We start from the raw sequence: 22525 nt of genomic DNA, 5'->3' as shown, positions 1-22525 counted from the left end.
ACTGGAAGGGACGCCGGAAGTGATACGGCATAAACCAGAAAATCCGCTGGAATCATTGATTCCAGCGGATTGTTGGTGGAGCTGAGGGGACTCGAACCCCTGACCCCCTGCATGCCATGCAGGTGCGCTACCAGCTGCGCCACAGCCCCGAATTATTGCTGCCCTAAGAGCTTTTCTTCCGGGTTCCCCCGGAGCAACTCAAATATCTTAGAACAGCAATTCCGAAAATTCCAAATCGGGCATATTCCGCCTGATCCCCTGCCGTTACTCCGCGTCGGAAGCGGCGGGAGCCTTTGCCGAGGTGTCGTCACCGAGTTGCAGGTCCACTACCGGGCAGTCCTTCCACAGGCGTTCCAGGGCATAGAAGACGCGGTCTTCTTCGTGCTGGACATGGATGACGATGTCCGAGTAGTCCAGCAGGACCCAGCGTCCGCCGGAACGGCCTTCGCGGCGCACCGGCCGCAGATCCTGCTTGGCGAGTTCTTCCTCGATGCCGTCCACGATGGCGTTGACCTGCCGCTCGCTGGGCGCTGAAGCAATGAGGAAAACGTCCGCCAGGGCAAGACGTTCGCTCACATCCAGGGCCACAATGTCCTGGGCTATTTTGTCCGCGGCCGCTTTGGCGGCGGTACGGGCTGTGATGACGGATGATTCTGATGCAGTCACGGGACTCCTTGTTGGTTTAAAGCGTGGTGCCGGCGGGGCCGGTCAGTGGGATATGCCGCTGATGATCAGGACAATGCCCGAGATGAGGGCCAGGATCCCGAAAGCCAGGACGCATAACTGGAGCATCCGGTTGCGGTTGGCGCGGGCCAGTCCTGCGGTGGCGGCATCCAGGGGATCAAGTCCATAGGCGGACCGGGCCGGGATGCGTGGCAGGTCCTCGAAGTCCTCCGAATCGCTGCTTGCCACCGCAGCCGGTGCCAGCACAGCAGGCTTTGGGCGCGCGGCAGCCCTGGCAGCCGCTTCCGCGCGGGCAATGACATCCGACCGCCCGATTCCGCCGTCGGACGGTGCTGGCCGCGCGCCGTTGCCGGGGCGCCGCTTCTTGCTGCCGGCCGCACCGGGAACCTTGGTGCCGGGGCGGGTTGTTACCGGAACATGGGATGTTGCCGGCGGCTTCATCACCGGCCGGTCCACTCCGGGCACCTGGACGAATTCCAGCGGGGTAACCATGGCCAGGTTGCTGGCAGCCGAGGGGGCCGGCCGCTGACCCGTAACGGGGGCCGCCTTTGGCCCCTGCTGCGGGGGCTTCGGCTGGCGCGGCCCCGGTTTTTTACCCGGTGCGGAATTCTTGCCGGGTGCAGGATTATTGCCCGCGTCGGGTTGCTGGTCGGGTACCGGTTCCTCGCCGGGTGAAGGCTCTTGGCCCACCGGGACGCCGGCCTGCTCGGCCAGCTTCTGCCTGGCCATGGCGCGCCGGTTGATAACGGCGGCGCGTTCCGCCAGTGCTATCTGCTCGGCCAGGATCTCCGGGTCAACCGCCTCTGGATCCAGGGAGGCGATGTGCTCCATCTTGGCGATCTGGTTCTTGGCCTGCTCGGCGAGCAGCGCCCTCGCCGCCAGCGCCTGTTCCACGGTCATCCCTGCAGGAGCGGTGGGAGTCCGGGGTGACGCAGCGGGGGCCTTGGGAACGTTGGCGTCCTGGGCCTCAGCCGGTTTCTGCTGGCCGGGACGGCTTCCCGGCTCGTTGGCGCCACGAGCTGTGGGCCCGGCGGGGGTCACGATGGGGTTGGCCGCGGTGAGCGCCTGTTCCTTGAGCTGCTGCAGGCGGAGTTGGCGCCGGGTGGGCGGACCGCCGCCGGCCAGCTGGCCCTCTTTTTCTTCCAGTTCCTTGATGGTCCGAAGCGCGGCGCGGTCCCTGGCACGGATCTGGGAAGACCGCTGGATGTGTATTTGTTCAGGTGCCTGCGGGGTGGCTCCGGGGGCAGCGGCACTTGGCGTGCCGGGATTTGGCCTGCCGGGACCGGGTGCGTTGGCAGCCGGAGCAGCAAGCGCAGCCCGGTTTGCCGCGGGAGGTTTTTCGGTAGGGGAAAGCTGCTCCGCGCCGGTGGACACGGATGCCTCTTGTGCGTCCCTGGCCTTCCGGAGTTCCCGGCGGCTGCGGATGGGGGGCTGTTCCTGACTCATTGAGAACTCATTCAGTGCTGGCTGGTTCGCTTGCTGTGGAAGTGTGGGCCAGCCCGTCAGCCGGAGCGTCAAGGTAAAGCCCGTACTTTGCGATGTACTGCACCACCCCGTCAGGTACCAGGTACCAGACGGGATTGTTCGCGGCCACGCGGGAACGGCAGTCCGTGGAAGAGATGGCCATCGCCGGCACCTCAAGCAGGCTGACGTCCGTGCGTCCCATGCCGTCCAGCACGTGCCCGGGCCTGGTCACGCCGACGAAATGCGCCAGTGACCACAATTCGTCGATGTCCTTCCACGACAGGATCTGCGCGAGGGCGTCTGCCCCGGTAATAAAGAACAGATCGGCATCCGGGCGCTGGGCGCGGAGGTCGCGGAGGGTGTCAATGGTATAGGTGGGACCCGGACGCTCAACGTCCACCCTGCTGACGGTGAACCGCGGGTTGGAAGCGGTGGCAATAACGGTCATCAGGTACCGGTGCTCCGGTTCGCTGACCTGCTTGTGGGACTTCTGCCACGGCTGCCCGGTGGGAACAAAAACCACCTCGTCCAGGTCGAACTCGGCAGCCACTTCACTGGCTGCGACCAGGTGGCCGTGATGGATGGGATCAAACGTCCCGCCCATCACGCCCAGCCGCAGCCTGCCATTGGCACCGTTACGGTGCAGAGCGCGGGAAATGTTAGTGGCCCTGCCCGTGATCGTGCTTGTTCGGGTGCTGGCGGTGCGGATCCGCGTGCTCCTCAGTTGCGGCGTGGCGGTTGCCCAGGTTGGTGTAGGACAGGGTGATGAACATCAGCACCAGGAAGATGGCGAAAATGCTGACCCCGAAGACCCACGGCTGGGCCCAGAGCGGCGCGAGCTCTTCATGTTCGCCGCCTTCGGCGACGGTTGCGGCTATCTGCTGGAACAGCATGTTCTCCCCTAATGCTCATAAAAATTGTGGCAGCGGAAAGCTCCGCCGTTTCTGACTTCTGGTCTATGTTACCGCGTTGCTACCCGCGGACCTGGCCCTCGCCCTGCACGATCCACTTGGTGGTGGTCAGCTCGGTCAGGCCCATCGGGCCTCGGGCGTGCAGCTTCTGAGTGGAAATGCCCACTTCGGCGCCCAAACCCAGTTCCCCGCCGTCGGTGAAGCGCGTGGAAGCGTTGACGATGACCGCAGCGGAGTCCACTTCAGCGATAAAGCGCTCAGCGTTGGACAGGTCGTTGGTGAGGATCGCCTCTGTGTGCCCCGTGGTCCAGGTGCGGATGTGCTGCACGGCCTCGTCCAGGCTGTCCACCATGGCAACGGCGAGGTCCAGGTCCATGTACTCGGTGGCCCAATCCTCCTCGGTGGCAGGTTCGGATTCGACCGAGGCGGGAAGGGCAGCGCGGATGCGATCATCGGCGTGCAACCGGACGCCTGCCCGGCTCAGGGCGGTGGCGACGGCGGGCAGTACCGTGGAGCCGGAATGGACCAGGAGTGTCTCCACGGTGTTGCAGACGCTGGGACGCTGTGTCTTGGCGTTCAGGAGGATCTCCACAGCCATCTCTTCGCTCGCCGACTCATCGATGAAGATGTGCACGTTCCCCTCCCCCGTCTCGATGACCGGGACCGCGGAATTGGTCACCACTGTCTGGATGAGCTCACGGCCGCCGCGGGGAATCAGCACGTCCACCCTGCCGCGTGCGCGCATGAGGACGTTGGCACCGGCACGGCCGTACTGGTCCACCGTCTGCACGGCGTCGGCCGGCAGGCCCACTGATTCCAGCGCCTCCCGCAGCACACGGACCAGGACCTGGTTCGTTGCCTCGGCTGCGCTGCCGCCGCGCAGGATCACGGCGTTGCCGCTCTTGAGGGCAAGTCCGGCAATATCCACTGTGACGTTGGGCCGCGCCTCGTAGATGGCGGCCACCACGCCCATGGGTACGTTGACCTGCCGCAGGCGCAGGCCGTTGGGAAGAGTCTGCCCGCGGACCACGTTGCCAACGGGATCAGGAAGGTTGGCCAGGTTCTCCAAGGCAGCGACAAGCCCGGCAATCCGGGCATCTGTCAGCGTGAGCCGGTCCAGCATGGCCGCGGAGGTGCCGTTGGCTTTGCCTGCCGCAACATCCTTGGCGTTGGCGGCGAGAATAGCCGAGTTGTTCTCCTGCAGTGCAGTCCCTACAGCACGAAGGGCGCGGTCCTTCCAGGCACGGTTTGCCATCGCCAGACGGCGGGCGGCATGGCGGGAACGGTCGGCGATGGCGTGGACCGCAGCTTCGACGTCGCCGCCGGATACCGGAGGCTGGGCCGGGACCCTCACTGCGGATGAGTCGGCCGGCTGCGATGTGGAATCAGCAGCGGTGTCTCCGGAGTTTTCAGCAGTGGTGTGGGTGAGGGCCTCAGTCATGCTACAAGTTTAGGCGAGCCGTGGGCTCAAACCAGCACCAGGTCATCTACGTGGACAACTTCACGGTCATACCCGCTGCCGAGGGCCTCGCCGAGGTCCCGGGTGGAGCGGCCAAGCATCTGTGGCAGTTCAGCAGATGAGTAGTTCACGAGCCCCCGCGCCACGACTGTGCCGTCAGCACTGGCAATCTCCACGGGGTCGCCCGCTTCAAAGTCGCCGTGCACCGCGGAGATGCCGGCCGGGAGCAAGGAGGTGCGGTGGTGCCGCACGGCCTTGACCGCGCCGTCGTCCAGGACGAGGCGGCCCTGCACGGACGCCACGTGCGCCAGCCACAGCAGGCGGACCGGCTTACGGACCCCGTTGACGGTGAACCAGGTGCCCACGTCCTCGCCGTTCAGGGCCGCGGCAGCGTTGGGCGTTGAGGTGACCAGGGCATGGATCCCGGAGCCGGCTGCCATGGAGGCTGCCTCGACTTTGGTCTGCATGCCGCCGGTGCCGACGCCGGCCTTGCCGGCTTTGCCGATGGACACGCCGTCGAGATCCCGGGGACCTTCAACGAGCGGGATCCTTTTGGCGCCGAGGGACGGCGGTCCGTCGTACAGGGAGTCGACGTCGGACAGCAGCACCAGCGCATCGGCCCGCACCAGGTGCGCCACCAGGGCCGCCAGGCGGTCGTTGTCGCCGAAACGGATTTCATGGGTGGCTACGGTGTCGTTTTCATTGACCACCGGCACCACACCAAGATTAAGCAGCCGGTCCAGGGCGCGGAAGGCGTTGGTGTGCTGGCTGCGGCGCATCAGGTCCTCGGCGGTGAGCAGCACCTGGCTGACGGTCACGCCGTGTGCCCCGAAGGCCTGGGTGTAGCGGGCCATCAACAGGCCCTGGCCCACGCTGGCGGCGGCCTGCTGGGTGGCGAGGTCGCGCGGGCGCTTGGCCAGGCCCAGCGGAGCCAGGCCGGCGGCGATGGCGCCGGAGGACACCAGGATGATCTCAGTACCGGTATTCCGCTTGGCGGCCAGTGCATCAGCGAGGGCAGTCAACGACTCCTCCGAGATGCCGCCCTTGATGCTGGTCAGGGACGAGGACCCGACCTTGACAACAATCCGGCGGGCATTGGCCAGCACGCTCCGGTCTACGGACCGGGCAGGCGCTTCGGCCGCCGCAGCCTTAGAACTCATCGTCTGCGCCCAGTCCACTCTCCTTGAGGGGCTTGGCCACCCTGCGGCTGCTGACTGACTCTGTCCAGATCCCGGCCTTGCGCTCCGCTTCCAGCTCGGCCCGGGCCGCGGCCTTGGCATCCTTGCGTTCCTGCTGCTCTTCGCGCTTCTGGCCGCGGGTGGGCCGGTCCCCGATGTCGGCGAAGCGGACGTCGGTGCCGCGCGGCGACGCGAGGAGTTCCGCGCCCGCCATCATGGTGGGCTCCCAGTCAAACACGACGCCGTCGTCCTCGCCGATGACCACAGTGTCACCGGGCTTGGCGCCCTGCTTGAACAGCTCGGTCTCCACGCCGAGCTTGGCCAGGCGGTCAGCAAGGTAACCGATGGCTTCCTCATTGGTGAAGTCCGTCTGCTTGACCCAGCGCACGGGCTTCTCGCCCAGGACGCGGAACAGCGGCTCGAGGCCCTTCTCCTCCCGGCGGATCTTGAAGCCGGATTCGTTGACGGCGCGTGGCCGCAGTACTGCGGGCTGGACCTTGGGCGGCGCAGCGGCCACGGCGTCGCGGGCGGCCTTGACGATCCCGGCCATGGCGAAGCCGAGCTGGCGCAGGCCCTCATGGCTGGTGGCCGAGACTTCAAACACCTGGTAGCCGCGGGATTCAAGCTCCGGACGCACAAACTCAGCCATGTCCTTGCCATCGGGCAGGTCAACTTTGTTCAACGCGACCAGGCGGGGGCGGTGGTTCAGCGGAACCACTTCGCCGTCCTGGCCGGCATAGCTCATGTCCACGGCGTACTTTTCCAGCTCGGCCTCGATGATGGCCAGGTCTGCGAGCGGATCGCGGTCCGATTCGAGGGTGCCACAGTCCAGCACGTGAACCAGGGCTGCGCAGCGCTCCACGTGGCGCAGAAAGTGGTGGCCCAGCCCCCTGCCCTCGCTGGCGCCTTCGATGAGGCCCGGCACGTCGGCGATGGTGAAGCGGACATCACCGGCCTGGACCACGCCAAGGTTGGGCACAAGGGTGGTGAACGGGTAGTCAGCGATCTTGGGCCGCGCTGCAGACATGGCAGCGATGAGGCTGGACTTGCCGGCCGACGGGAATCCCACCAGCGCGATATCGGCGATCGACTTAAGCTCCAGGACGATATCACTGGATTCGCCTTCGATGCCGAGCAGGGCGAACCCGGGAGCGCGCCGTTTCTGCGACGAAAGTGCAGCGTTGCCCAGGCCGCCGATGCCGCCCGCTGCCGCTACGTACTCTGCGCCTTCGCCGACGAGGTCCGCCAGGACGGTGCCGTCCTTGGACTTGACCACTGTTCCGTCGGGGACGGGGAGAATAAGCGTTTCGCCGTTCTTTCCGCCGCGCCAGTCGCCCATGCCGGGGCCGCCGTTGGTGGCGTGCCGGTGCGGGGCGTGGTGGTAGTCAAGGAGGGTGGTGGTCTGGTGGTCGACCCGGAGGATGACGTCGCCGCCATTGCCGCCGTTGCCGCCGTCGGGACCGCCCAGCGGCTTGAACTTCTCGCGGTGGACGGAGACGCACCCGTGGCCGCCGGTACCGCCGGATACGTGCAGTACTACCCGGTCTACAAAGCTGGCCACGTGGATCTCCTCAGTGCTGTTTCCCGGACGCCGCGGGGCGCCAAGACGATTGTAATGCGGTTAAAAGAACAGTGGAGCGGACCGTCTGGCCCGCTCCACCGCTTCAGAACTACTTGTTACTCTGCAGCTGCAGCAGCAACGATGTTGACGACGCGGCGACCGCGGCGGGTGCCGAATTCGACAGCTCCCGGAGTCAGTGCGAACAGGGTGTCGTCGCCGCCGCGGCCAACGCCGGCGCCCGGGTGGAAGTGGGTGCCGCGCTGGCGGACGATGATCTCGCCGGCGGAAACTACCTGGCCGCCGAAGCGCTTGACGCCGAGGTACTGAGCGTTGGAATCACGACCGTTGCGAGTGGAGCTCGCGCCCTTTTTATGTGCCATCTGAAATGCCTGCCTCTAAATTCTGGGGAATCTGCTGAAAAACCTGAACAGTAACCGGTGGTTACTGAATGCCAGTGATCTTGACCTTGGTCAGTTCCTGACGGTGACCCTGGCGCTTCTTGTAACCGGTCTTGTTCTTGAACTTCTGGATGACAATCTTAGGACCGCGGAGGTCCTGGAGGATTTCAGCCGTAACAGTTACCTTGGCCAGGTCAGCGGCGGCGGAGGTGACTTTGTCACCGTCTACCAGGAGCAGTGCGGGCAGCTGAATGGTGCTGCCAGCCCCACCGGCGACGCGGTTCAGGGTAACGAAGTCTCCGACGGAAACCTTCTCTTGGCGGCCGCCTGCGCGGACAATCGCGTACACCACTTGGGAACTCACTTCTCTCGACGTTTATAACTAAATTTGCGTGCGGAACCGACTATCAAAAGCCTGGTTTCTCGCTGTGCCTCAACGCCGTGGGGTCATAACCCAAGTGTTGGCGTAAGCACCGAAGATCTAGATTACGCTAATTTTGCCTTCGGCCGCAAATGAGGCTGGTTCCCGGCGGGTTGCTGTGATAGGTACCACAGTCCCAGGTCCGGCGTCCGCACCATGCCCCACCATAGTACCGGCCCTGCCGCCGTCAGCAGTTCAAGCGTGCAGGCGCGGCGCGTCGAAGAAGTCCACTTCCAGGCGGCAGGACTGCTTGAACGCGGTGATCATGGCTTCCCGGTCTGCCGGTGAGGCGTTGCGACCGGCCTCATCCACGATGGCTATGGCCTGCCGGGTTGCAGCGGCGAAGTCTTCGTCGGCGTAGGTGCGCAGCCAGTCCGCGTACGGGTGCCCGGCAGGTTCACCGGCAGCGAGGAACTGCGCGTGGAGGACGGCTCCCACCTCCGCGTAGAGCCAGAAGCAGGGCAGGACGGCGGCCGCGAGGACGGCATAACTCCCCGACGCCGACGCCGCGGTCAGGTGGTCGACGTAGGACTTGGTGACGGGGCCGAGCTGCGGCGTGATGGTGCGCGTGCTGAGCCAGGAACGGTGCAGTTCGGACTCGACCTCCAGGCACTGCCGTGCAGACCCGGCCCAGAAGAGCTGTTCGGCCTCCGTCGGAGCCAGGGCACTCGCCCGTGCCAGCACGCGGGAATAGCCGTTGAGGTAAATGGCGTCCTGCGCGAGGTAATACGCGAACTCCGCCTCCTGCAGGCTGCCCGACACCAGGCCGCGGATGAAGTCGAGGGCGTAGATATCGTCCAGGTCCTGCCGGGCCTCAGTCCAGAGTTGGGCGGCGAAGCTGCCTTCGGACGGCTGCGGCTGCAGGTGGTGGAAGTGGTGAACCGGGCCGTTCCCGGTTCCCACCTCCAACGTTCCGGACGCTTCCAGGGCGCTTGCCAGCCAGGGCTTGACTTCGCGGAGCGAAGCCTCCCAGTCCCCCAGCCGTGCCTGGACGGTGGCCATCGCAGAGGACAGCGAACAGCCGGTGCCGTGGCTGTTGCGGGTAGCCACCCGCTCCCCCGGCAGCACCACCACTTCCCGGGACAGCAGGCCCGCCACGTTGACCAGGGCATCCGGGCACTCGCTGCCGTCCAGGTGTCCGCCTTTGACCAGCACGGTAGCCCCGGTGGCGGCGGAGAGGGTGCGGCCTTGCTCCAGGGCTCCGGCCCAGTCCTCCCGCACTTCGCCGCCCACCAGGATGGCGAGCTCCGCCAGGTTGGGCGTAATGAGGTGGGCCAGCGGCAGAAGTTCGTGGAGCGCCGCTTCGGCGGACTCCTGCAGCAGCCGGTCGCCGCTGGTGGCAACCATCACCGGGTCCAGGACCACGACGGCGGGACGGACCTTGCGGAGCCAGTCCCCTACCGCTTGGATCACCTCAACGCTGCCGAGCATTCCGATCTTGACGGCATCGATGCCGATATCGTCACTGACCGCATCCAGCTGGGCGGCCAGGAATCCGGCAGGCGGAACATGGACGGAACGGACGCCGTGCGTGTTCTGGGCAGTGAGGGCCGTGATGGCAGCCATTCCGTAGCCGCCGAAAGCAGCGATGCTCTTGAGGTCGGCCTGGATGCCGGCGCCGCCGGACGGATCGGAACCGGCAATCGAAAGTACCCGCGGTACGGGGCGCCCCGGTGCCGTGGGCACCGCGAAGGTTGCCGGGGCGGGTGATGGGGTGGCAGCGGGTATTGCAAACGTCGCAGACAAAAGACATCCCTTCGCCGGTGCTAGCCGGACAGGTTCAACGGGTGTGGATCTCAGCCGGCTCTCTGCGCGGCACCCCGTGTCGGTTCCCCAGCCTAGCTTTTTTGTCCGGCCGCGGCAGAAGGTGACACATTTGCGACCAGCCACCAGTTGCTCCCTTTGCACTGGCCACCACGGATTGCGCAGGTACAGCAATGCCCGGCCGGTCACTGTTGGTGGCCGTCCGGGCATTAGCTGCTGAGACTCAGCGGTGCTTGCTGCTCCTGGAAGCTTCCGGGGCTAGAGCTCCGAGGCCGGGACCCCTACACCCAGGATGATGGGTGCCTCGGCTGGCTTGGGTGCCGGCTTTTCAGTGCTTCCGGTGCCCGCAGGCTCCGGAGCCTTGGCCTCGTGGGAATGGCCGGTGCTGGCAGGAGCAGTGCTTTCGTGCTGCTGCACGGAGGTTTCATTGGCAGCTCCCTGTGCGCGGCTGGCGCTGCGGTGGCGCCGGGGCCGCCGCTCCCGCGACTGTTCCAGCGTGTGGTCGCTGTAGTCCTTGGCAGGTGCTTCCTGGCGCTGTTGGGCTGGCTGTGACTGCGCCACCTGCTCCGCCTGCGGCTTCTGCACAGGTTCAGCCTGCGCCGGGCGGGCTTCCGGCTGGGCCTCCGGTTCCGTTGCGGGCTGGCCGAGGTGCGCGAACGCTTCGGCGAGCCGGTCCAGGGTGAGGGCCGGCCGGGGCTGCTGCTCTTCCGCGTGCTCAACGAACGGCAACACCACTTTTTCGCCGCCGAAGGTGAGCACGGCAGCCGGACGGGCATCGGCGTCGCGCTTTTCCGTTGCCGGCGTGGGGGCAGGATTCTCCGCCGCGGCCTGCTTGGCTGCCGCGATTTCGTCGTCGTGCACGTGCGCTGCGTGGGCCGCAGCGGCGATGTTGGCCAGCGCCAGCCTGGTAGCCTCCGCCTTGGCGTGCCGTTCAGCATCCGAGGGGTCCGGATGCACGGTGTGGACCTGCACCGCCGCTGCCGGCGCTGCCTCGGGCTGCTGGCCGCCGCGGCCCCGGCGCCGCTTGCGGTCCGGGCGGGCACCGGACTGGTTGTTGTCTGGCCGCAGGCTCTCGGCACGGTGGCCTTCGCTCCGGGCTTCCGGCCGGCTGTCGACGCGCTGGACGTGGTGCTCCGCGGCCACAATGTTGGCCCGCCGGTGCTCGACGGGGTCGTCGTGGGTGACCACGCCGCGGCCCGCGCACGCTTCACACTGCTCGCCGAACACCTCGAGCAGCCCCGTGCCCATCCGCTTGCGCGTCATTTGCACCAGGCCCAGCGAGGTAACCTCGGCAACCTGGTGCTTGGTGCGGTCGCGGCCCAGGCACTCCACCAGGCGGCGCAGCACGAGGTCGCGGTTGGATTCGAGGACCATGTCGATGAAGTCGATGACAATGATGCCGCCGATGTCGCGCAGCCGGAGCTGGCGGACCACTTCTTCGGCAGCCTCGAGGTTGTTTTTGGTCACCGTCTCTTCGAGGTTGCCGCCGCTGCCGGTGAACTTGCCGGTGTTGACGTCCACCACGGTCATGGCTTCGGTGCGGTCGATCACCAGTGAACCGCCGGAGGGCAGGAAGACCTTACGCTCCAGGGCCTTGTGGATCTGTTCGTCGATGCGCCAGGCGGTGAAGATGTCCGTGTCCTTGGTCCACTTTTCGAGGCGGCCCACGAGGTCCGGGGCCACGTACGTCACGTAGGCCTCGATGGTGTCCCAGGCTTCCTCGCCGGAGACGATCAGCTTGGAGAAGTCCTCGTTGAAGACGTCGCGGACCACCTTGATGGTGAGGTCCGGTTCGCCATAGAGCAGCTCCGGGGCAAGGATCTTGGTGGACTTCGACTGGCTCTCGATGCCCTCCCACTGGGCGCGCAGCCGGTTGATGTCGTGCGTCAGCTCTTCCTCGGACGCGCCCTCCGCGGCGGTGCGGACAATAACGCCGGCCTGCTCCGGGAGGCGGTCCTTCAGGATGCGCTTGAGGCGGTTGCGTTCGACGTCGGGCAGCTTGCGGGAGATTCCGGTCATGGAACCGCCGGGGACGTACACGAGGTAGCGGCCCGGGAGGGAGATCTGGCTGGTGAGGCGGGCACCCTTGTGGCCGACGGGGTCCTTGGTCACCTGGACCAGGACGGTATCGCCCGACTTCAGCGCGTTTTCGATGCGGCGCTGTTTGCCCTCGAGGTTCACGGCTTCCCAGTTCACCTCGCCGGCGTACAGCACGGCGTTGCGGCCGCGTCCGATGTCCACAAAGGCAGCTTCCATGGACGGCAGCACGTTCTGGACCTTGCCCAGGTAGACATTGCCGATCAGGGAGTCCTGCTGCGTCTTGGAGACAAAGTGCTCGGCCAGGACGCCGTCTTCGAGGACGGCGATCTGGATTCTGTCGTCGCGCTGGCGCACGATCATCTGCCGGTCTACGGATTCGCGGCGGGCCAGGAACTCCGCTTCGGTGATCACGGTGCGGCGGCGGCCGGTGTCACGGGACTCGCGCCGGCGCTGCTTTTTCGCCTCCAGGCGGGTGGATCCCTTGACGCTGGTGACCCGGTTGCTGACAGCAGGCTCGGTAACCGCGCGCGGGGCACGGACGCGGGTGACGGTGTTGGGCGGGTCATCGTCCCCGCCGCCCGTCAGCTCAAGATCCTGGTCACCGCGGCGGCGGCGACGACGACGGCGGGACGTAACGCCGTCCTCCACCTGCCCTGCCGACTCTTCGTCGGCGTCCTCGGAGGCATCGGCGTCGGCCCCCTCGTCGCCGGCGAGACCGGCGTCCTCACCCTCGCCGGGACGGCCGCGGTTACGGCGGTTGCGGCCCCGGCGCCTGCGCCGGCCGTTGGCGTCCTCAGAGTCGCCCTCCTCGTCATCCTCGGCCTCTTCAACCGCGGCGGCCGGGGCAGGACGCACTACCGTACTCAGGTCCGGGGCCTGGAACAGCACCGAGGTGGGGGAGGCCGGTTCGAGGAACAGGGAGCCGAACGGGCTGGCTGCAGCAGCGGGTGCCTGCTCCTTCGACGCTGCTTCCGCGGAAGCCCCTGCGGACGACTCTGCCCGCGGAGCGGCTTCTGCTGGCGCTTCTTTGGCTGCGGCCTGTCCTGACGCCGCATCCGCGGCCGGGGCCTCTTCAGCTGCGGGCTCCTCTGCAGCGGCATCTCCCGCGGGGGCCTCCTCTGCTGGAGTTGCAGCGGCCGGCCCGGCAGGGGCGGCAGAGGGGGCAGGCACAGAATCAGCGGGTGCCGTTTCTACAACAGTTTCCGCAGCAATGGGTGCTTCAACTGCCGATTCGGCGACTGCTGCCGGGGCGGCTTCTGCTGCAACCGGCGCTGAGGTCTTGCGGGTGGCCACCCGGCGGCGCCGGACAGGTTTCGAATCAGGTTCACCCTCCGCAGCGGCTTCCTGGGCTGCTTCCCCTGCGAATGCCGGAAGCGGTTCAGCCACCTCCGCCTTCTTGGGCGAGCGCGTGCGCCGGACCGGAGCCTTGGCCTCCACAGCGGCTGCTTCCCCGGCAGCGGGTTCCCCCGCAGCATGACCTGCCGCGCTTGGTTCTTCAGCGTTGGGTGCGGGGATCAAGGCGTCATCGGCCTTGGGTGCGGCTTTGCGTCGGGTCCTGGTGGCCTTCTTCGGCGCGGCGTCGGCCTCCGTGGCCTCCACATCATCGTTAACGGCTACAACTTGTTCATTATCCATATGTGGCAACACTCCTGCCCCTGACGTACCGCCACATCCGGCACCCATTGGGGCACATATTGTCAAAACCCGCAGGCGTTGACAGAAGTCAAGTGGATACCCCCAGGTTCGCACCGGCAGTGGGGTGCGGCAGCCCGTGGGGGCCGGCAGGATGTTCTAAAACCCGTTGTTCTACAAGCCACAACCAGGTGCCGCCCAATGGAGTCGCGGGAGACCGCCTCGGTGCAACCGATGCCTGCCCTGCTCATCATTGGCGGTCTTGGGAACAAACCACCGGACCGGAGTCCGAATGTGGTTCGGCTTCCAGCCACGTTTATTCTCTCACACCCGGAGTAAATCGCTGCGGAAGCCGGACAGGCGCTGTTGGTTCGCCCGGCCGTCTGGACGGCCCCTCCAGCCTCCGGCGTTACAATCAGGGCAAGGAGCACCGGATGAAAAGGACGGCACACCAATGCCCAGCATCTCCCCCCTCAGCGGCACCCCCGCGCCGGAACGGAGCCTGAACCAGGACAGCGGCCCGGCTGCCAGGCCAACAGGAGCAGTTCCACGCATGACCCGGAACCGGCCCTTTGGCTGGCTGCTGGTGATCACTGGTGCAATCGGCTGGCTGGCCTCCGGGACCCTGGTCCTGGAAAAGCTCGAGGTCCTCAAGGACCCGAACCACACCACCGTCTGCGATGTGAACCCCTGGATCTCCTGCGGCCAGGTGATGCAGACCTGGCAGAGTTCACTGTTCGGCTTCCCCAACATGTTCATCGGTATCGTCGCTTTTGCCATCATCATCACCGTGGGAATGGCCCTGCTTGCCGGCGCCACGTTTGCCCGCTGGTACTGGCTGGGGCTGCAGGCAGGCGTCACCCTTGGCTTCGCGTTCGTGGTGTGGCTGTGGTCCCAGGCCCTGTACTCAATCCACATCCTTTGCCCGTTCTGCATGGTCGTCTGGGCGGCCATGATTCCACTGTTCGTTTGGCTGACCATCCGCAACATCATCGCCGGAGTGATCCCGGTGCCCGCGAACGCCGCCCGCGTCCTGGGCGACTCCGGCTGGATCATCACCGCCCTGCTCTACGTGGCAGTGATCGCCACCATCTTCTTCGCCTTCATCCAGGTGTTCGCCGGAACGTCCGGGTTCTAACCTGCCCGCAAGTCCCAAGAAATGACAGATAAGGCCGATGTTCCTGAAGAACATCGGCCTTATCTGTCATTGCGGCGGTGAGGCTATGCCTGGAACCAGATCTTGATTTCGCGGTCTGCGGAGTCGGCGGAATCGGAGCCGTGCACCAGGTTCTGCTGGACCTTCACGCCCCAGTCGCGGCCAAAGTCGCCACGGATGGTCCCGGGCGCAGCGGTGGTGGGGTCCGTGGTGCCGGCGAGGGAACGGAAGCCCTCAATGACGCGGTGGCCTTCGAAGATGGCTGCCACTACCGGGCCGCTGAGCATAAATTCCACCAGGGGCTCGTAGAAGGGCTTGCCCAGGTGCTCCTCGTAGTGCTGTTCCAGCAGCTCGCGGGTGGCGTCCACTTTCTTCAGTTCGGCGAGGGTGTATCCCTTGGCTTCAATCCGGGCCAGGATGGCCCCGGTGAGGTTGCGGGCGACGCCGTCGGGCTTGATCAGGACGAGGGTACGCTCAGTGGTCACAACTGCTCCAATGCGTTGGTGTGGGTTTCGGGACAAGTCTACGGGGACTCTGTTGATGGGGCCTTGGTCTACGGGGATTGGGGCTGCTGGCCCGGGCCGGCGGCCTGGTCCGGATGGGCTGCTTCCCATTGAGCCTGTTCACGGTCCCGCTCGCCGGCTTCCCGGTCCAGCCGGATGCCCGTGCGAATCCCGTACCACCAGGCAAGCGCGAAGAGTGCTCCCACCAGGAACATGGCCGGCTCGAAGATGCCGGTGAGGATCAGGACGAGCTGCAGGATCCATCCCAGTCCAATGCCCCAGGGCTTAGAGAGGAAGGCGCATGCCAGAATCATCACCGCGGAAAGGGCAATGCCCACACCCAGGATCAGCGCGGGTGGAAATTCCCCGCGGCGCAGCCCGAACACTGCCAGGGTGGCGAAAAACATCACGAAGGCTTCCAGCAGGAGCACGGTGGAGGCGAACATGACCTTGGTGGAGCGGCGCTTCTTGGGCATGCCCGGCCGCCACTCGCGCTGGGCCTTGGTCAGCTTGGCCACGCCTACGCCTCCGTCTTTCCGAGCAGGATCCGGGCTTCGGCCACCAGGGTGATGGAGCCGGTCACCAGCACGCCGCCGGAGAGGTCGTCGTTCGCTTCGGCCCGTTCCACGGCCCATTCCAGGGCGTCGTCAAGCTTTTCCTCAACGTGGACGTTGTCCTCGCCGAACCCAAGGTCGATGGCCAGTTCGGCCAGCTCGGCGGCAGGGACGGCCCGTGGGGAGTTCGACTGGGTGAAACAGTATTCTTCCGCCATGCCGCCCAGGGATTCCTTCAGCTGGCGGAGTACTTCCTCCGCGTCCTTTTCCTTCAGGACCCCCACCACGGGAACAAGCCGGGTGAACGTGAAGGCTTCCTGCAGGGCTGCAGCCGATGCCTTGATGCCGTCCGGGTTGTGGGCGGCGTCCACCACGATGGTGGGTGCCGTGCGGACCACTTCGAGCCGGCCCGGGGAGGTGGCGGTGGCGAAACCTTCCTGCAGGACATCGAAGCCGAGTTCTTTTTCGCCGCCGAAGAAGGCTTCCAGGGCTGCCACCGCCACGGCGGCGTTCTGTGCCTGGTGGGCTCCGTGCAGCGGCACCAGCAGGTCCGGGTACCGGCCGGCGATGCCCTGGATGGTGACCATCTGCCCGCCCACAGCCACGGTCCGGGACTCGACGCCGAACTCCACCCCCTCGAATTTGAAGGGGACGCCCACGTCCTTGGCTTTGTCGAGCAGGACCTGCGCCGCGTCGAGGGGCTGGGCAGCGCTGATGAGGTAGCCGCCGGGCTTGATGATTCCGGCCTTTTCGTAGGCGATGTCTTCGGTGGTGTCGCCCAGCAGGTCCGTGTGGTCCAGCGAGATGGGCGTAACCACCGAAACCTGCCCGTCACCCACGTTGGTGGCGTCGGTGATGCCGCCGAGACCCACTTCGATGACGGCCACGTTGACGGGCTGGTCAGCGAAGATGGCGAAACCCAGGATGGTGAGGCATTCGAAGTACGTCAGCCGGGGCTGCCCCTCGGTTTCCAGCTCCGAGTCCACGATCTCCAGGTACGGCCGGATCTCGTCCCAGATCCGGACGAAGGTCGCATCGGAGACTGGATGGCCGTCAATGCTGATCCGTTCGGTGACCTTGGACAGGTGCGGGCTGGTGTACCGTCCGGTGCTCAGGCCGTGGGCCCGCAACACCGATTCGATCATGCGGGCCGTGGAGGTCTTGCCATTGGTCCCGGTCACATGGATGATCGGGTACGCCTTGTTGGGCTCCCCCAGCACATCCATGGCCCGGAATAATGGGGCAAGCCGCGGCTCCATCTTGTTTTCCGGCGCCCGGCCCAGCAGCTCGGCGTAGACGCTTTCCACGGAAAATTCGTCGCTCATGTAACTAGGCCTCCACTTTTTCTACGGTGACAGCCGGTTCGGCAACGTCCGAGGGGTTCGCCGAGAGGTCCACGGTGAGGGTCTCGCCCTTCACCAGGTCAGCGTTGGCCAGCAGGGCGTCCACCACGTTCTGCCGGGCAGCCACAGAGGTCCGGATCCGGTCGCTGACATTGAGTCCGGCGTCCTTGCGTGCCTGCTGGATGGAGCGGACCATGTCCCGCGCCAGGCCTTCGGCTTCCAGCTCCGGTGTGACCTCGGTGTTGAGGACCACGAAGCCGCCGCCTGGCAGGACCGCGACAGAAGCGGAGCCGCCTTCCGATTCCGCAACCACGGTCTCCAGCGTGTACTCCTGCGGTTCCAGCTGCAGCCCGCCGGCGGTGACCACACCGTCGTCGTCTACTGACCAGTCGCCGGACTTCGAGCCCTTGATGGCCAACTGGACATTCTTGCCCAGGCGCGGACCTGCCGCGCGGGCGTTCACCACAAGCTTCTGCTGGATCCCGAACTCCTCCGGGGAGGCCGTGGCGGCGTCCAGCAGGCGAACGGAGCGCAGGTTCAGCTCGTCCGCGACGACGCCGGCAAAGCCTTCCAGCGCGTCGGCACCGGGTGCCACCACTGTCAGTTCCTGCAACGGCAGGCGGACACGCAGGTTCGCTGCCTTGCGGAGCGAGGAACCGGTGGAACAGATCTGCTGGACCTTGTCCATCGCCGCCACCAGGTCCGGGTTCGCCGGGAACAGGTTGGCATCGGGCCAGTCAGCGAGGTGCACGGAGCGGCCGCCGGTGAGCCCGCGCCAGATTTCCTCGGAGACCAGCGGCAGGAGGGAAGCCGCCACCCGCGAGACAGTTTCCAGCGCGGTGAACAGAGCGTCAAAGGCGTCCTGGTCCTCATCGAAGAACCGCTGCCGGCTGCGGCGGACATACCAGTTGGTGAGCATGTCCAGGTAGCTGCGCAGTTCATCGCAGGCCCCCGAGATGTCGTACGTGTCCAGCTGCGCCGTCATGTTCCGGACCAGCTCACCGGTGTTGGCCAGCAGGTACTGGTCCAGCGTGTCGGTGTACCCGTCGTAGCGCAGCCGGGCGTCGTAGCCGGTAGCTGTACCGTCAACTACGTTGGAGGCGTTGGTGTACAGGCTGAAGAAGCTGTACACGTTCCACAGCGGCAGGATGACTTGCCGGACGCCGTCGCGGATTCCCTGCTCGGTAACCACCAGGTTGCCACCCCGGAGGATGGGGCTGGACATCAGGAACCAGCGCATGGCGTCGGAGCCGTCGCGGTCCAGCACCTCAGACACGTCCGGGTAGTTCCGGAGGCTCTTGGACATCTTCTGCCCGTCGGAGCCCAGCACGATGCCGTGGCTGATCACGTTGCGGAAGGCCGGCCGGTCGAACAGCGCGGTGGAGAGGATGTGCAGCATGTAGAACCAGCCGCGGGTCTGGCCGATGTACTCCACAATGAAATCCGCGGGGTTGTGCGTATCGAACCAGGCCTCGTTCTGGAACGGGTAGTGCACCTGGCCGTACGGCATGGAGCCGGAGTCGAACCAGACATCCAGCACGTCCTCCACGCGGCGCATCACCGACTGCCCCTCTTCGGGCGTCCGTGGATCATCCGGGTTGGGCCGGGTCAGTTCGTCGATGAACGGGCGGTGCAGGTCAACCTGGCCGTCCTTGTTCAGCGGCAGCCGGCCAAAATCCGCCTCGATCTCGGCCAGCGAGCCGTAGACGTCGGTGCGGGGATATTCGGGGTCGCTGGACTGCCAGACGGGGATGGGGCTGCCCCAGTAGCGGTTGCGGCTGATGGACCAGTCGCGGGCGTTTTCCAGCCACTTGCCGAACTGGCCGTCCTTGACGTTGCCCGGGATCCAGTTGATCTCCTGGTTCAGTTCGGACATCCGGTCCTTGAACTTGGTGACCTCCACGTACCAGGAGGACACGGCGCGGTAGATCAGCGGGTTGCGGCAGCGCCAGCAGTGCGGGTAGCTGTGTTCGTAGCTGGCCTGGCGGACCAATCGGCCCTGCCCGCGCAGCACCTGGGTGATGGGCTTGTTGGCCTCGAACACCTGCAGGCCCACAATGTTGTGCAGGTCGCCGTGCTTGAACAGCGGCAGGAACCTGGCGCCCTCATCAACCGACAGGACCACGGGGATGCCGGCTTCTTCGCAGACCTTCTGGTCGTCCTCGCCGTAGGCCGGAGCCTGGTGGACAATGCCGGTGCCGTCGGTGGTGGTGACGTAGTCGGCAACCAGGATCCGCCAGGCGTTTTCCATGCCGTATTTTTCGTTGTCCGCGAAGTCCTGCCACAGCGGCTGGTACGCCAGGCCTTCCAGCTCTGCGCCGGTGTGCGTGGACACCACGGCGGCCAGTGCTGACTCGACGTCGTCGTACCCGAGGTCCTTGGCGTAGCTGGCCAGCAGGTCGGCGGCCAGCAGGAAGCTGCCGCTGACGGGCGCGTCCGCGGAGGCGGCCTTGATGCCGTTGGGGCCAACCGGCAGCACGGCGTAGGTGATGGAGGGCCCGACGGCGAGCGCGGCGTTCGTGGGGAGGGTCCAGGGTGTGGTGGTCCACGCGAGGGCCTGGACGCCGGCCAGCTGACGGGACAGTTCGGACTCCCCGGCGACAAGCGGGAACGTCACCGTGACGGTCTGGTCCTGGCGGTTCTTGTAAACGTCGTCGTCCATGCGCAGCTCATGGTTGGACAGCGGCGTCTCGTCCTTCCAGCAGTACGGCAGCACGCGGTAACCGTTGTAGGTCAAGCCCTTTTCGTGCAGCTGCTTGAAGGCCCAGAGGACGGACTCCATGTACTCGACGTTGAGGGTCTTGTAATCGTTATCGAAGTCCACCCAGCGCGCCTGGCGGGTGACGTAGTTGCGCCATTCATCGGCGTACTTCATTACGGAGGCGCGGCAGGCGTCGTTGAACTTGTCGATGCCCATGGCCTCGATCTGGGTCTTGTCCGTCATGCCCAGTTGCTTCATGGCTTCGAGTTCGGCGGGCAGGCCGTGGGTGTCCCAGCCGAAGCGGCGCTCCACGCGCTTGCCGCGCTGGGTCTGGTAGCGGCCCACCAGGTCCTTGGCGTACCCGGTCAGCAGATGGCCGTAGTGCGGCAGGCCGTTGGCGAAGGGCGGGCCGTCGTAGAAAACGAATTCATTGCTGCCGGGCTCACCGCCGGGGGCGTCCGCGCTGCGCTGGTCGATGCTGGCCTGGAACGTGCCGTCCTGGTCCCAGTACTTGAGGATGCGCTCTTCGATTTCCGGGAACTTCACGGAGGCGGAAACGCCGCGCGTACCGCTGGCAGAGGCTGAGGCCTTGGGGTAATACGTCATTCTCGACATCCTGGGTTGAGCTTGGCGAACTGCCGGCTTGCGCCTTTCGTTCCGTTCAGGATGCGAGGACGGCTGCCGTGTTGTCCTCCCGGACCCCACGCCCACCGCGGTACCACCTCACTTACCGGCGCTGCCGGCTCCCGGGGGAACCGCCATGCTCCGGCCACTCGTTGACTGCTGTGACGGGCTTACCCGTCCGGTTCTACTGGCACTGTCCGCAGTTGTGGCGGTTGGTGCGTTCTTCCGGAAGCTCACCGGTGATTGCCGGGTCATAGCCGCTTTCGAGTCTACTATTCACCGGGCAAGGTTTTCCATTCGCAGCTGCCACTAGGGGCGGCAACTGCCTAGAATCGGAGCCATGACTGCTGCCTGGAGCCGGCGGGGGCTCAGTCGCCGAAGACCCCACAACCACCCAACCCGGGCGGTCCGGGCCTTTCGCTGGCTGGCTGCGGGGTTTGCGGTGCCAGCGGCGGCCACGTCTTTCCTTCGTGCCACGTCTGCTGACTGGCCCGTCCTGGCCGTGCAGCTGCTCTCATTCGTGCCGTGGTTCACGGTGCCGGCCACTGCAGCGTTCCTGCTTTCCCTGCCGGCGCGCAGCAGACCGCTCCAGCTGCTGACTGCAGCGCTGCTCGGGGTGCAGGTTGTATGGCTCCTCCCGCCCGCAGCCAGCCCAGCCGCGGCAGATAACGACGAATCCAAGGTTCACCTCAGGGTGATGTCCCTGAACGCCGAACTGGGCGCGGCACGGGCCGAAGACATTGTGCAGCTGGTCCGTGAGCAGGGAGTGGAGCTGCTTGCCCTTGAGGAGTACACGGGGGATCTCGGGGAAAGGCTCGCTGCTGCCGGGCTGTTGTCACTGCTCCCCTACCAGGTGTCACATCCGCGGGACGGGGCCGGGGGCGCAGCTGTCTACTCCTCCTTCGCAATGCGCGGGGAAGGCGTTGTTGGCGGAACCCGCTTCACCATGCCGGTTGTCAGCGTGGATTTGGGGGTGGGAAGTGGAGCGGCCCTGCAGGTGGTGGCAGTGCACTGCCTGGCTCCGGTGGGCAACGGGCTGGCCGGATGGCGCAGCGACCTTGCTGCCCTTGCGCGGACCGGCGCCGGATCGGGGCCGCTGCTGCTGGCCGGGGACTTCAATGCCACCTTTGACCACCAGGAATTCCGGGCGTTGCTGGCAGGAACCGGAGGCGGGCGGGAGTTGGTGGACGTAGCGGCGTCCGTCGGAGGCAGGCTGACCCCCACGTGGCCGATGCGCGGCTACGCCCTTCCCGGCATTACCCTGGACCACCTTGTCACGAGCCGGGACGTCGCAGGCACTGCCTATTCGGTCCACCGGGTGCCGGGCACGGACCACGCAGCCGTGCTGGCCACGTTGGCCGTCCCGGCGGGCTAGGACCTCCGGATCAGTTTGTGGTTGGCAGCCTGCGCCACCGGCCGGATCACGATCTGGTCCAGGTTCACATGGTGCGGCGCAGTGACGGCATACCTGACCACATCCGCCACGTCAGCGGCGGTGAGCGGCTTCTCCACTCCCTGGTACACCTTTTGGGCGGCCTGCCGGTCACCAAGCCGGTTCAGCGCGAACTCCTCCGTGTAGACCAGGCCGGGAGCCACCTCGATGACGCGGACGTTGTTTTCCGCTTCCTCCAGCCGCAGCGCCCCGGTCACGGCCTGCTGGGCCGACTTCGCGGCGTTGTAGCCGCCTCCGCCTTCATACGGGGCAAGCGCGGCAGTGGAGGTCAGGTTCAGCACGGTTCCCTCGCCGTGTGCGCGGAGCATCGGCAGGAACGCCCGGGTGAGCTTCATGGTGCCCAGCACGTTGACCCGGTACATCCACTCCCAGTCCTCCGTGCTGGCCTCGCCGACGGTATCGGCTCCCCGGGCACCGCCGGCGATGTTGATCAGCGTGTCGATGCCCCCCGCCTCGGTGACCTGGGCGAGGAGCCGGGACACGTCGTCGTCCGCGGAAATATCCGCAGGAATTCCGACGGCGCCCGTCTCGGCTTCCAGCGCGGCGAGCCGCTCCGCCCGGCGGGCCACGGCAAAGACTGTCCAGCCTTCAGCTGCCAGGGCGCGCACTGTCGCCTCGCCGATTCCGCTGCTCGCGCCGGTCACCAAAGCTGCCTTTTGGGGGAAGTCCGAAGTCATGG

The 22525-nt window shown here is 66.2% G+C and carries 18 protein-coding genes, 1 tRNA gene and 1 riboswitch; of the genes, 2 read left to right on the top strand and 17 right to left on the bottom strand.

All coding sequences use genetic code 11. The annotated features are described in order from the left end of the window. Positions 1-73: 73 nt before the first annotated feature. The 12 genes from AC5RVY_RS17050 to AC5RVY_RS16995 form a co-directional block, all read right to left on the bottom strand. Positions 74-149: transfer RNA gene (locus AC5RVY_RS17050), tRNA-Ala, on the bottom strand. Positions 150-264: 115 nt separating this feature from the next. Continuing rightward, positions 265-666, bottom strand: a complete 402-nt coding sequence (gene rsfS / locus AC5RVY_RS17045) for a ribosome silencing factor (protein WP_493955882.1) — start codon at positions 664-666, stop codon at positions 265-267. A gap of 42 nt (positions 667-708) precedes the next feature. Then, on the bottom strand, positions 709-2130 hold the full coding sequence (locus AC5RVY_RS17040) for a hypothetical protein (RefSeq protein ID WP_493955881.1): 1422 nt from the start codon (positions 2128-2130) through the stop codon (positions 709-711). Between the two features lie 7 nt (positions 2131-2137). Next, the gene (gene nadD, locus AC5RVY_RS17035) at positions 2138-2752 is read right to left on the bottom strand and encodes a nicotinate-nucleotide adenylyltransferase (protein WP_493955880.1); all 615 of its coding nucleotides are present in this window, start codon (positions 2750-2752) and stop codon (positions 2138-2140) included. A gap of 55 nt (positions 2753-2807) precedes the next feature. Further along, positions 2808-3041 carry a hypothetical protein gene (locus tag AC5RVY_RS17030; protein WP_493955879.1) on the bottom strand — a complete coding sequence of 78 codons (234 nt, stop codon included), beginning with the start codon at positions 3039-3041 and terminating at the stop codon, positions 2808-2810. A 79-nt stretch (positions 3042-3120) separates the two neighbouring features. Next, positions 3121-4500: a glutamate-5-semialdehyde dehydrogenase gene (locus AC5RVY_RS17025; RefSeq protein ID WP_493955878.1), complete on the bottom strand. Its 1380-nt coding sequence runs from the start codon at positions 4498-4500 to the stop codon at positions 3121-3123. 26 nt (positions 4501-4526) lie between these two features. Further along, positions 4527-5678: a glutamate 5-kinase gene (gene proB, locus AC5RVY_RS17020; RefSeq protein WP_493955877.1), complete on the bottom strand. Its 1152-nt coding sequence runs from the start codon at positions 5676-5678 to the stop codon at positions 4527-4529. Further along, a complete protein-coding gene (gene obgE, locus AC5RVY_RS17015) occupies positions 5668-7257 on the bottom strand; it encodes a GTPase ObgE (protein ID WP_493955876.1) in 1590 nt (529 codons plus the stop codon). Before obgE ends, proB begins: the two co-directional genes overlap by 11 nt. A gap of 116 nt (positions 7258-7373) precedes the next feature. Beyond that, a complete protein-coding gene (gene rpmA, locus AC5RVY_RS17010; RefSeq protein ID WP_009372867.1) occupies positions 7374-7637 on the bottom strand; it encodes a 50S ribosomal protein L27 in 264 nt (87 codons plus the stop codon). 61 nt (positions 7638-7698) lie between these two features. Next, on the bottom strand, positions 7699-8007 hold the full coding sequence (gene rplU / locus AC5RVY_RS17005; RefSeq protein WP_013601324.1) for a 50S ribosomal protein L21: 309 nt from the start codon (positions 8005-8007) through the stop codon (positions 7699-7701). A 264-nt stretch (positions 8008-8271) separates the two neighbouring features. Beyond that, positions 8272-9804: a bifunctional hydroxymethylpyrimidine kinase/phosphomethylpyrimidine kinase gene (thiD, locus tag AC5RVY_RS17000; protein ID WP_493956035.1), complete on the bottom strand. Its 1533-nt coding sequence runs from the start codon at positions 9802-9804 to the stop codon at positions 8272-8274. Positions 9805-9811: 7 nt separating this feature from the next. Then, positions 9812-9909: riboswitch (TPP riboswitch) on the bottom strand. 189 nt (positions 9910-10098) lie between these two features. Beyond that, on the bottom strand, positions 10099-13515 hold the full coding sequence (locus AC5RVY_RS16995) for an Rne/Rng family ribonuclease (RefSeq protein WP_493955875.1): 3417 nt from the start codon (positions 13513-13515) through the stop codon (positions 10099-10101). Between the two features lie 451 nt (positions 13516-13966). Here AC5RVY_RS16995 and AC5RVY_RS16990 point away from each other — a divergent pair, with 451 nt between their 5' ends. After that, on the top strand, positions 13967-14650 hold the full coding sequence (locus AC5RVY_RS16990) for a vitamin K epoxide reductase family protein (RefSeq protein ID WP_493955874.1): 684 nt from the start codon (positions 13967-13969) through the stop codon (positions 14648-14650). Between the two features lie 83 nt (positions 14651-14733). Here AC5RVY_RS16990 and ndk read toward each other — a convergent pair whose 3' ends face one another. The 4 genes from ndk to ileS all read right to left on the bottom strand — a co-directional run bounded on the left by ndk (position 14734) and on the right by ileS (position 20375). After that, positions 14734-15153, bottom strand: a complete 420-nt coding sequence (ndk, locus tag AC5RVY_RS16985; protein WP_493955873.1) for a nucleoside-diphosphate kinase — start codon at positions 15151-15153, stop codon at positions 14734-14736. Between the two features lie 68 nt (positions 15154-15221). Beyond that, on the bottom strand, positions 15222-15689 hold the full coding sequence (locus AC5RVY_RS16980) for a DUF4233 domain-containing protein (RefSeq protein WP_493955872.1): 468 nt from the start codon (positions 15687-15689) through the stop codon (positions 15222-15224). A 2-nt stretch (positions 15690-15691) separates the two neighbouring features. Further along, positions 15692-17050 carry a bifunctional folylpolyglutamate synthase/dihydrofolate synthase gene (locus AC5RVY_RS16975; protein WP_493955871.1) on the bottom strand — a complete coding sequence of 453 codons (1359 nt, stop codon included), beginning with the start codon at positions 17048-17050 and terminating at the stop codon, positions 15692-15694. Between the two features lie 4 nt (positions 17051-17054). Beyond that, complete coding sequence (gene ileS, locus AC5RVY_RS16970) at positions 17055-20375, bottom strand: isoleucine--tRNA ligase (RefSeq protein ID WP_493955870.1); 3321 nt, start codon at positions 20373-20375, stop codon at positions 17055-17057. Between the two features lie 358 nt (positions 20376-20733). Here ileS and AC5RVY_RS16965 point away from each other — a divergent pair, with 358 nt between their 5' ends. After that, complete coding sequence (locus AC5RVY_RS16965; RefSeq protein ID WP_493955869.1) at positions 20734-21768, top strand: endonuclease/exonuclease/phosphatase family protein; 1035 nt, start codon at positions 20734-20736, stop codon at positions 21766-21768. Here the strand turns inward: AC5RVY_RS16965 and AC5RVY_RS16960 are convergent. Beyond that, on the bottom strand, positions 21765-22523 hold the full coding sequence (locus AC5RVY_RS16960) for an SDR family oxidoreductase (RefSeq protein WP_493955868.1): 759 nt from the start codon (positions 22521-22523) through the stop codon (positions 21765-21767). The genes AC5RVY_RS16965 and AC5RVY_RS16960 overlap by 4 nt on opposite strands. Between the last annotated feature and the right edge of the window lie 2 nt (positions 22524-22525).

Source organism: Arthrobacter sp. Ha26 (assembly GCF_059091705.1).
This window is presented reverse-complemented; position numbering and strand designations above follow the sequence as displayed.

What these genes read in the sequence shown, in the direction of transcription:
- nadD (WP_493955880.1), bottom strand. Translation starts at nt 2,752, where the DNA reads ATGGGCGGGACGTTTGATCCCATCCATCACGGCCACCTGGTCGCAGCC.
- proB (WP_493955877.1), bottom strand. Translation starts at nt 5,678, where the DNA reads ATGAGTTCTAAGGCTGCGGCGGCCGAAGCGCCTGCCCGGTCCGTAGAC.
- AC5RVY_RS16975 (WP_493955871.1), bottom strand. Translation starts at nt 17,050, where the DNA reads ATGAGCGACGAATTTTCCGTGGAAAGCGTCTACGCCGAGCTGCTGGGC.
- AC5RVY_RS16960 (WP_493955868.1), bottom strand. Translation starts at nt 22,523, where the DNA reads ATGACTTCGGACTTCCCCCAAAAGGCAGCTTTGGTGACCGGCGCGAGC.
- AC5RVY_RS17025 (WP_493955878.1), bottom strand. Translation starts at nt 4,500, where the DNA reads ATGACTGAGGCCCTCACCCACACCACTGCTGAAAACTCCGGAGACACC.
- AC5RVY_RS17040 (WP_493955881.1), bottom strand. Translation starts at nt 2,130, where the DNA reads ATGAGTCAGGAACAGCCCCCCATCCGCAGCCGCCGGGAACTCCGGAAG.
- AC5RVY_RS16965 (WP_493955869.1), top strand. Translation starts at nt 20,734, where the DNA reads ATGACTGCTGCCTGGAGCCGGCGGGGGCTCAGTCGCCGAAGACCCCAC.
- rpmA (WP_009372867.1), bottom strand. Translation starts at nt 7,637, where the DNA reads ATGGCACATAAAAAGGGCGCGAGCTCCACTCGCAACGGTCGTGATTCC.
- AC5RVY_RS17030 (WP_493955879.1), bottom strand. Translation starts at nt 3,041, where the DNA reads ATGCTGTTCCAGCAGATAGCCGCAACCGTCGCCGAAGGCGGCGAACAT.
- AC5RVY_RS16995 (WP_493955875.1), bottom strand. Translation starts at nt 13,515, where the DNA reads ATGGATAATGAACAAGTTGTAGCCGTTAACGATGATGTGGAGGCCACG.
- ileS (WP_493955870.1), bottom strand. Translation starts at nt 20,375, where the DNA reads ATGACGTATTACCCCAAGGCCTCAGCCTCTGCCAGCGGTACGCGCGGC.
- AC5RVY_RS16990 (WP_493955874.1), top strand. Translation starts at nt 13,967, where the DNA reads ATGCCCAGCATCTCCCCCCTCAGCGGCACCCCCGCGCCGGAACGGAGC.